We start from the raw sequence: 439 nt of genomic DNA, 5'->3' as shown, positions 1-439 counted from the left end.
AGCAGTATCGCACCGGCGACCCGGCTTGCCACCCTGCCCTGGGTCTGTTTTTCGATCAGGGTGAACAGGCCGATCAACGCCATCCAGAAGATGTTCATTGCGCCGACGGCGAACATCACCAGCATCAGCGCCCAGCAGCAGCCGAGGCACCACAGGCCCTGTTCCAGGCCGAGCCGGAAGATGCGTTGGGGTTTCGCGCTCCAGTTTGAGAACAGGATCGAGAACGGGTTCCGGCATTTCGTGAGGCAGGCTTCCTTCCAGCCGCTGAACTGGTAGAGGCCTGCGACCAGCAAGGCCAGCGCTCCGGCAATGCCCACGACCGGATCCAGCAATTGCCCCGCCGGAGCAAAAGCATGGACGCCGAGGGTCAGCCCCGCGAACAGCGCCGAAGCGATGAGCCATGTGCAAAGATAGCCGGCGACCAGAACCAGCGGGTGGA

General features: G+C 63.1%; 1 protein-coding gene. It reads right to left on the bottom strand.

What is annotated here, in order from left to right:
• Positions 1-439, bottom strand: a 439-nt coding sequence (locus EOA29_RS40125) for a DUF2182 domain-containing protein (protein ID WP_189479208.1), incomplete at both ends; no start/stop codon positions are given.

It is taken from the genome of Mesorhizobium sp. M1E.F.Ca.ET.063.01.1.1, assembly GCF_003998155.1.
Taxonomy (GTDB): Bacteria; Pseudomonadota; Alphaproteobacteria; order Rhizobiales; family Rhizobiaceae; genus Mesorhizobium.
The sequence above is the reverse complement of the archived record's forward strand: the minus strand, read 5'-3'. Positions and strand labels throughout refer to the sequence as shown.